The 9500-nt window shown below is 45.8% G+C and carries 6 protein-coding genes; 3 read left to right on the plus strand and 3 right to left on the minus strand.

Annotated features, from left to right (window positions below):
- The first annotated feature begins 82 nt into the window (after positions 1-82).
- Both NE665_RS15400 and NE665_RS15405 read left to right on the plus strand, forming a co-directional pair.
- Positions 83-1378 (plus strand): ABC transporter substrate-binding protein, encoded by a 1296-nt coding sequence (locus NE665_RS15400; RefSeq protein ID WP_117444195.1) that lies wholly within the window; start codon positions 83-85, stop codon positions 1376-1378.
- Positions 1362-3584, plus strand: a complete 2223-nt coding sequence (locus NE665_RS15405; RefSeq protein WP_117444194.1) for an EAL domain-containing protein — start codon at positions 1362-1364, stop codon at positions 3582-3584. The genes NE665_RS15400 and NE665_RS15405 overlap by 17 nt, the downstream gene beginning before the upstream one ends.
- 339 nt (positions 3585-3923) lie before the next feature.
- On the opposite strand, the gene NE665_RS15410 is transcribed toward NE665_RS15405, so the two are convergent.
- On the minus strand, positions 3924-5348 hold the full coding sequence (locus NE665_RS15410) for a bifunctional diguanylate cyclase/phosphodiesterase (protein WP_117444192.1): 1425 nt from the start codon (positions 5346-5348) through the stop codon (positions 3924-3926).
- Positions 5349-5478: 130 nt separating this feature from the next.
- On the opposite strand from NE665_RS15410, the gene NE665_RS15415 reads away from it, so the two are divergent.
- On the plus strand, positions 5479-6945 hold the full coding sequence (locus NE665_RS15415; protein ID WP_117444191.1) for a GntR family transcriptional regulator: 1467 nt from the start codon (positions 5479-5481) through the stop codon (positions 6943-6945).
- 31 nt (positions 6946-6976) lie between these two features.
- Here the strand turns inward: NE665_RS15415 and NE665_RS15420 are convergent, their stop codons facing one another.
- Both NE665_RS15420 and NE665_RS15425 read right to left on the minus strand, forming a co-directional pair.
- On the minus strand, positions 6977-7744 hold the full coding sequence (locus NE665_RS15420; RefSeq protein ID WP_117444190.1) for a GNAT family N-acetyltransferase: 768 nt from the start codon (positions 7742-7744) through the stop codon (positions 6977-6979).
- Positions 7734-8723, minus strand: coding sequence for a Gfo/Idh/MocA family oxidoreductase (locus NE665_RS15425; protein ID WP_117444189.1), 990 nt, complete (start codon positions 8721-8723; stop codon positions 7734-7736). The genes NE665_RS15420 and NE665_RS15425 overlap by 11 nt, the downstream gene beginning before the upstream one ends.
- Between the last annotated feature and the right edge of the window lie 777 nt (positions 8724-9500).

A 9500-nucleotide genomic window follows, 5' to 3' on the forward strand; every position in this document is an offset into this window, starting at 1 on the left:
ACTATGCTTCAAATATCATCGTGTAACAGCAATATACAGCATCTGAATTCAGATTGTGGATTCAGAAAGTGAGGAACGGAAGATGAAAAGGAAACACTTGGGAATCGGTATTCTGATGACTGCACTGCTACTGAGCGGCTGCAGCAGACAGAACGTTACGACATATGAGCCGGAAACAACACAGGCATCATCAACGGAAACAAAGCTGACATTTTTTGGTTATAAATATGAAGCAATCAATGTCGCAGCCATTGAAGACAGCCTGCGTTCCTTCATGCAGAAGAACGAGCGTATCTCCATTACCTATGAAGGCATCAAGGGTGTCGATTACTATGATGTGCTTAATAAGCGAATCGACACCAAAAACGGGGATGACATCTTTATGGTCGATCAGGCCTCTGTGCTTGCACTGGAAAAAAAGGGCACACTTGCAGATCTCTCTGATCTTTCAACGATCAATAATTTCAGTGATCTTGTGAGAAATCAAATGGACGCAAACAACAGCTTGAATTATGTTCCAACCTCTATATCGGCCTTTGGTCTGTATTGCAATGAGGACCTGCTGAAGAAGCATGGGCAGAAGATACCGGAAAATCTGCAGGAATTCATGGATGTCTGTGCGTATTTCAAGCAGAAAGGAATAACCCCCATCGTAGCGAACAATGATATTTCCTTAAAAACCATCGTACTGGCAAAGGGGCTGTTCCCCATCTATCAAAAGCAGGATAAGGATGCCATGATAAAGCAGTTCAATACCGGTGAACGCGATTTGGCAAAGACACTGGAGCCCGGCTTTGCACTGGTAGAGAAAATGATTGCGCGCGGCTATGTCAATGCACAGGAGGCGCTCAAAACTGAAAAGACAAAGGATGATCTGACGCTGTTTGCCAAGGGGGAACAGCCATTTATGCTGACGGGTGCATGGGCTGCTCCACGCCTGCGCAACTTGCATCCGGATTTCACCTTTTCCATACATCCCTACCCCATTCTGGAGGATGGCTGTGCGCTGGTTATCAATATCGATACCCGCATCAGCGTCAATGCAGACAGTCCGCATGTGGAGGAAGCAAAGCAATTTGTGGAGTATCTGACACAGAAGGATGTCCTGTTGGATTTTGTAAACAGCCAAAGCTCCTTCAGTCCTCTGAAGGATAAGCAAATCGCACAGGACAGTGCCATACAGCCGATGGAGTCTTATCTCACCAACGGCAGAAGTGTGATAGGCGCCGATGACAATCTGATTTATCCCATCTGGAATCTCACCCGCGAGAGTACACAAAGGCTGTTAAAAAAAGAGAGCAGTGCCTCCGTCGTCGCAGACCTCAGCAGACAGCTTGCACAGATACGAAAGGAAAACAGCTATGAAGACAATAACTAAGCGCTCTTTCTTTATCCTGTTCTCCATTGCCTCTGCCATTGGAATCGCGCTGGCATCCATCGCCTTTGTAACGAATGTGAAATCCCTGCTCTGGGAAAAATCCGTAACCGATATTATCGAGGTTACACAGCAGGGCTCTCATGCACTGGATACCTATATAGAAAAAGATTATGATACCCTGCATCTGTTCGTCCGGGAGCTGCAGGAAACCAGCGCGACGGATAAGAAATCCATCCAGAAAATCATCAACATATTCAATAAAGACGGAACCTCCTTTTACTGCAGCGATCTTTCCAGCGGTGATACCTATTCCACTCTGCCGGAAAAGATACCGCGCATGAGCAAGGAGCAGAGAAACACCTATACGGCAATGAGCGGAAGCAGTATCCGCGATCCGTTTCTTGACGGCTACACCGGGGTGAAAACAATCGGTGTATATGAACGCTTTACCTTTCAGGATGGTACGCAGGGACTCGCCCAGAAAACAAGGCCGCTGGCATCCATGACGGAACGCTTTTCACTTTCCTTTTTCAATCAGACCGGATTTTCCTATGTTGTAAATCAAAATGGCGATGTACTGATACGCTCGCTGCATAAGGACAGCAACCGCACCTTTCAGAACCTGTTTGATATCATCGATCTGCAGGGAAACGATGAAGCACGGCTGAATTCCTTCAAGCAGCGATTAAAGGAAGCAAAGAGCGGGGCGGTACAGTTCCGCTATCAGGATGAGGAATATATATTCTGTTATGTCCCGTTGATTAACGGGGATCACTGGAATATCGTTTCCATAATACCCAATCGTATTATCATGCAGCAGGCAAACAGTATTATCAGACAGACGATTGCATTGTGTCTGTCCATCCTGCTGCTTCTGGCTGCATTTGGTTATCTGTATCACAGAAATCGGAAAAAGCATCAGAAGGAAATTGAAAAGCTGGCCTTTTATGATAATCTTACCGGCCTATACCGCTACGAGAAATTTCTGCTCGACGGACAACAGCTTCTGGAAAAAAGGGAGCAGCCGGCTGCCGTACTGTATCTGGATATCATGGGCTTTAAGCTGTTGAATGATATGGAGGGCTATGGCTACGGGGATCGTGTGCTGCTGTTTGTTGCGGATATTCTGCGCTCAGTCGCAAAGCAGCAGGATATCTGCTGCCGTATTTCCGGAGATGATTTTATCCTGCTTACCCCCTACAAGCTTAAAGAGGAGGTCATCGAAAAGTGCAGACAGCTTCTTTCACTTTCCGCCGCAGGCATTGACAACAAGCACAACATATCAATCCGGATCGGTATCTGTCTGCAGGAGGATGCCGATGTCGACAGCACCATCAGTACGCTTGTGGACCGAGCCCGTATGGCACAAACAGGGATTCACGATGACTCCACAGCTGCATGGCAGTTTTATAATCAGGAAATGCGTGAAATACTGCTGCGGGATGCTGAGATGGAACAGCATATGGAGCAGGCCCTAAGAGACGGAGAATTTCTGCATGTCATTCAGCCGAAGTATGCATTGGATGGCAGTCAGATTCTGGGAGGTGAAGCACTGCTTCGCTGGCAGCGTAAGGGACACGGCTTTACAAGTCCCGGTGAATTTATACCATTATTTGAACGAAACGGCTTCATTCGAAAGCTGGACACCTATGTGTTTATATCCGTATGTCAGACCATTCAGAATCGTCTTGCGCAAGGAAAGCCAGTCGTTCCTATCTCTGTTAATGTATCCCGTATCCATTTATATCAGGAGGATTTCGCGGATACCTATATTGCTATCAAGGATCAATATCACATTCCGGATGGCATCATAGAGCTGGAGCTTACAGAGAACATCCTGTTAAAGAATATGAGAGAGATATTCGCCATTCTGGAGAAGCTTCGCTCTCACGGCTTCTGTTGCTCCATCGACGATTTCGGTTCTGGCTATTCCTCTTTGAATGCGTTAAAGGACCTTCCGGTAGATGTAGTAAAGCTTGACAGAGTATTCTTTGACCAAAGCAGTCATGTGGAGCGCAATAAAACAATTTTGAAAAGTATGATCAGTATGGCCAAGGAACTGGACATGAAGGTTGTTGCGGAAGGCATTGAATGCACGCAGCAGCTGGATATGCTGCAGGATACCGGCTGCGATATGGTACAGGGTTTCATCTATGCAAGACCATGCAGTGAGGATGACTTCTATCATCGTCTGGAAGAAGACTAAAGTTCTGCCTGCAAGGCATCCGTCATGTTGAAAATAAAACAAAAACAAAAAGAGATTTCTATCAAATGGAACAGCTGTAAACTGATTGCTGATCTCCGCAGATCAGATGCACGGAAAACCATTGATTTGAAGTCTCTTTTTTTATGTGTGAAAGCCTTGTAGGAAATATACCTGTTCCATAAGCAGCCACGAAAACGTCCGTATCCAAACGTGATCCCTTATGATTTATCTGTAATTCTGCATAGTGCTGCAGCTTCACAGTTGAATGTAGCAGGTTACAGCTCTTCACCCCTGCCGTACGGTGATGTCCTTCCAAATGAAAGCCTGCATTCCCTTTTCCTATAGTTCAACCTGCCCTACCTCACGACAAGTATGAAACTGCTGCAGCCATGTGGTAAACGCTGCTGCCGGAAGTGGACGGGCGTAATAATAGCCCTGTACCATGTCACAGGTTGTCGTGCGCAAAAACGCCAGCTGTTCCTTTGTTTCAATCCCCTCTGCAACGACCTGAATATGCAATCGATGTGCCAGCTCAATCAGACAGTGCAGGATGTCCTGTGTCTTTTTTTGTTCTATGTCCTCGAAAAAGACACGATCCAGCTTGATTGCATCTACATCAAAGCTTTTCAATAATCCTAAAGAAGAAAATCCGGAGCCAAAATCATCCAGTGAACAACGAAAGCCCAGCTGATGCATCTCATGCACTGCCTGCTTTACCAAAGCAATCTGTTCCTCATTGAAAAAGATAGACTCAGTCAGCTCCAGCTCAATCTGTCCGTCCGCTATGCCATAGCGTTCTTTGATTTCTGCATATTCAGCAAGGAATGCAGGATTTTGAAAATGCCGACGGGATACATTGATGGAAATCATCTGCTGTTCTTTATTCGCTGCGTTGCATGCGTGCAAATATCTGCATACCTCCTCAAACATGTAACGATCCAATTCCAGAATATTTCCGTTTTTCTCAAAGACAGGGATAAACGATGATGGATAGATGGTTCCCATGCGGGGATGCTGCCAGCGAACGAGTGCCTCTGCATGCCTGCATCGGTTTGTTTTCAGCGTAACCTTAGGCTGCAAATACAGCTGAAATTCATGCTGGCGCAAGGAGCTTTCAAACAGGCTGCTCAGCAATTCCTCATACTGCATAGCCTCCAGTAAGGCAGAGCTATAGAATACGCAGCCCTTTCCGCTTACATACTGACGAAGTGCAAGCTTTGCACGATCCAGCAATACGGCAACATCCCGTTGTGTGCCGTCAATGAGACAGGCCCCCTGACGCAAGCGGATGATTGGCTGCCGATGGGCTGTCTGTATGGTCAGCGTCTTCTGCATTTCATCGATCCGATTCTGAAGCTGCTTCTCATCCCGTGTGCGAAGGAAGAGAAAGAAAGAGTCGCCCTCTCCTCTTGCCAGAAATTCCCCGCTTCCAAGATGCTGGTGCAATACCTTATATACCAGACGCAGCACCGCATCCCCCTGCTGCATTCCATAGCGGTGATTGATTCGCTGGAAATGATCGATATTCAACAGTACCAGAGTAGCCGCAATGGCCGGCTTCTTATCCAGCAGCCGCTTTACTCTATTCTGAAAGTGAACCAGCTTCATTCCCTTTGTTAACGGATCATGCAGGAATTTGCCATGCCAGCTTGCGCGATTCGCCAGATACGCTCCCGCCAGAAATGCCAGAATAAGCAGCAGGAGTATGAGCAGCAGGGCAAAAGCACACTGCAGATCATCCGGTATGATTTCCATGTGACGCATAGCGTAGCCTCCCTCATTCATTTCAGCAAAATTTTATCATGCCCCTTCAAAAAGACAACGAGAAATTTGTGTACATATACATATAGTATGACCAAAAAAACCATGTTAAAATAAGAATGAGGTGTCATATATGCAAAGAAAGGAAACCCTTTTTGAATATTTGTATCACAGTCTGCGGGAGGAAATCATCAGTGGAAGAATGCCCTTCGGCTCCACACTGCCCTCCATCATGCGCCTATGTGAACTGTATCATGTTGGAATTCGCACCGTGCGGGATGTATTGAAGCGACTGAAGCAGGAGGGCTACATAAAAACTGAAGAACGAAAGCCAATGCTTGTCATATATCGGCAGGATCAAAGGGAACAGAAATCTGCAGCCGTTACTTATATCGTGAAGTACCAGCATTCCTTACGGGATGTTTATGCCACAATGACGCTGATCATGCCGCGTATTCTTTCCTTCGCTGTTCAGGTATGCAGTGATTATACGCTGCACCAGATGGAAGAAACGGTAAAGGAGGCAGCAGTGAAAAATACAGACATACGCTGGAAAACCAACCTGAAGTTCTTCTATGCACTGCTGGATCAGACACACAATATGTTTTTTCGGGATTTGTTTTCCAGCCTTGAGCTGTACGCAAGACCGATCTTCTTCTTTCAGGAAAAGCAGGTTTCAAGTCTTTTCCGGGAAAGCTTCCAATTTCAGAATATTTTATGGGTACAGGAAGCCATGTACAGCCGACAGCTTACAGAGAGCATGGACAGACTTACACAGCTGTATACAGCTATACAAAAAACAGTCGAGCTGCAGATACAGCGGCTGTGTGACCAGTATCCGCAAATCGAACAGTCAAAAAAGCCCTTCCTATGGCATTCCGATCGCGGACGTGACCATCTGCATGTCCAGATCACACGCGATTTGGTTGACAAAATCGGTACCGGAAGCCTTCCGGTAGGAACACGGCTTCCATCAGAGGCAAGACTCGCTGCACAATACAAGGTAAGCGTAGCAACGATTCGCAAGGCTCTCGCCTCACTGAATGAGCTGGGCTATGCAAGAACACAGAATGTCAAAGGAACAACCGTCCGCATGCAGGATGAGGATACTGCCGCAAAATGCATGCAGGTAAAGGTTTATCGCAAGGATACCCTGCGCTATCTCAGTGGTCTGCAGCTTATGATTCTCCTTATAAAGCCGGCAGCCCGCGCAGCGTTCCCTTTTATTACGCCACAGGCTTTGTCTAAGCTGCAGTATGATATACAGCACGAAGACCGGATTCCATTGGATTGTCTGACGGCGCTCATTCTACAATATGTACCGCTGGAAACCCTGCGTACCCTTTTGACAGAGCTTGGCCGGATACTGTGCTGGGGGTATTATTATTCCTTTTATCCCAAAAAGCAGCATGGCTCTACCGTATTAAACCGCAAAAGCATGGAGGCTGTGCACTATCTGCAGGCAGGAAATCAGGAGGCATTTTCCCGTCAGCTGTGCTTATGCTATGCTCATATTCTGGATGTTGTACGCTCAAATATGATCGATTTACAGCTCTTTGAGGCATCCTATATGAAAACGCCAAAGGAGGTCTTCTTATAGAAAACAGCTGACTATGAGCCGTCAGCCGTTTTTAGTATCCGTGAATTTCAAACACTGTGTATTCTCTGTCAAAATGGTAACCGAGCTTCTCTGCCAGATGTACAGAATCCATATTGTGAGCATCCCAGCTTGGATACCAGCCACGCTGCAGACATTCCAGTATCAGCTTTGCGCAGGCTGCCGCTGCCAGCCCCTGTCTTCTGTATTCCTTTTTTGTGTCTACCTGAATTTCAATTCCCTCACGATAAGAGCTGTAGGAGGAGGCACCGGCAACCGGAAGCTTATCCTTCAGGACCGCAACCCCAAGACCTGTTGTGCGGTATGTCTCGTAATCCTTGTATAACGATGTCCATTCCTTGCACCAAGGCTGCTGCCGCGACCAGTTGAAAATTGTCTCATCAATCAGCTGCAGCTCATATTCTGGGCTGAGCGTCTCCACGATATGCTGAAGGTATTGCTGAGAGAAGCTGTCTGTCTCCTTTTTTATGGCATATCGCGTAACCTTCTTGGCGCGTTCCCCATACTGTGCCTGAATGGCAGCTTTTAAGGAGGGCGTGTCTGCACGCATAATGATAAAGGGAATGGTATAGGTGTCCGGCTTATATGCAATCAGCTCAGCATTGACCTCTCCTGCGAAAAAGCAGAAGACCCCCAATACCGCCATAGCTGCTTTCGGATTTTCAGGATCATCTGCGTACATATCCCCCATCACGTTTTGCAGACAGGAAAGAATCATCGTATCCTGTACAGGCGCAAAAAGAGCCTGTGCCCGTTCGGGATGCTTCAATTTATATATCATAACAGCGTTCCTCCGGATCGATACAGCAAAGCACTTCCTGCTGTGAAAGCTGCCGCAGGATTTCATCTACAAGAAAGCAGCAGAGGACGCTTTGCTCGGCACGCAGAATCGGACTTTCCAGCAGACCGGCTTTTAGACATGCATGAATATGTGCTGCTTCATATTCCATTTCATATACACAAGGGTGCTGTATTCTTTGCTCTACACCGTCTACTACGAGAATGTATTCCCGTGCCTTCCAGTAATTCGGAATGCGGATATAGCCCTGATCGAAATAAAACAGTGCTTGCTGCAAGGTTTCCCCGTTCATGGAAATCCTGCTGTTGACAAGGATATCATCGAACAGAAAATTCATGCTTACCCTGTCAACTGCCCCTTTCGCTTCTCTGGTTCCCATGGCAGAAGCATGAATTCTATGCGGCTGTAGCAAATACTGCAAATATTCAATCGTATAGCTGGCACTGCCATACACCACACCACCCTGCAAAGGGTCGTGCATCCATGCGGCGCTCGGATTGGGAAAGCTTGCACTCATCGCAACCTGATGCAGCTTCCCCAGTGTCTGCTTCTGCAGGATATCACGGATATCCTGTGTGACAGGAAGAAACAGGCTTTTTTGTGCCTCCATCAAAAACAGCTGCTTCTGCTTTGCTAAGGCAAACAGCTCCTTTGCTTCCTCACAGGACAAAGCGATTGGCTTTTCGCATACCACATGCTTGCCATGATGAAGGGCTGCTTTGATTTCTTTTCCATGATTTGCATTATTTACCGCAATATAAACAATATCCACATCCGGATCCGTATATACCTGTTCATATGCTCCATAAGCCTTACGCACCCCATACGCCACTGCCTTTGCCTGTGCCTTTTCCAGAGAACGCGAAGCAATGGCTTCTATCGTATCTCCGGCTTCGATAACAGCATGAAGAAACCGATCTGTTATTGCAGCTACCGCTATAATTCCATAATGCAGCACCATATCATCAACCTCTTTTCGCAAACGATTAAACAGCAAGCATTCAACGTCTTTCTTATGTCCATCTTATCCTTTTCCTTCTCTTATGTCAACACGCTTTCCCTTCGATAGCTTCGGCAATATGTACCCCATTTTGAGAAGCATAACAGATTCAGGCATAGCAATTTATCCCTAGAATTCTTTTTGTTCATGATTCGCCTTATAAAGTGATTGCCGGACCTGGAAGACGTTTGTATAAAGAAGCTTGAACGATACAGTGTGTCCTAATAGGGACAACACATTTTCAGGGTTCTTCCTTGATTATGATGCATGGGGAAGCTGAAAAAATGAAGAAAGCTATACAGCATCTGAAGTGAAATTGCACCCTCTTTTCAACTTTCCATAACGGATACCCTAATGTAGTTATTTCAAGCAATCCGCTTATTTATGAAGCAAGGCTGAAAAAAAACACGTTTCCTTTACATAAAATATAATATTTGTGGAAAGCCTTTTCATTTTCTGATATTTCATTCAAAAATATAGCTTTTTCAGCTGTTTTTGAATTGCTTTTTTTAGAAAACACGGTATACTAATAGTGTAATCCTCAGATTACATTACCTCACAAGTTCTGTATACCGACAAAAATCGTGAGGGAAGGGCTGGACATGAACAGCCCAATGGCATCAACCTAAGGAAATGTGGTTGATGCCATTTTTAAATATTGTGTCTTAACTACAAAATAACTGAAGGAATCATATTTTTTGGTACACAAAAACTCATTGATTATGCGTTAGAATTTTT

This window comes from Clostridium sp. DFI.1.208 (assembly GCF_024463855.1).
Classification (GTDB): Bacteria; Bacillota_I; Bacilli_A; order Erysipelotrichales; family Erysipelotrichaceae; genus Clostridium_AQ.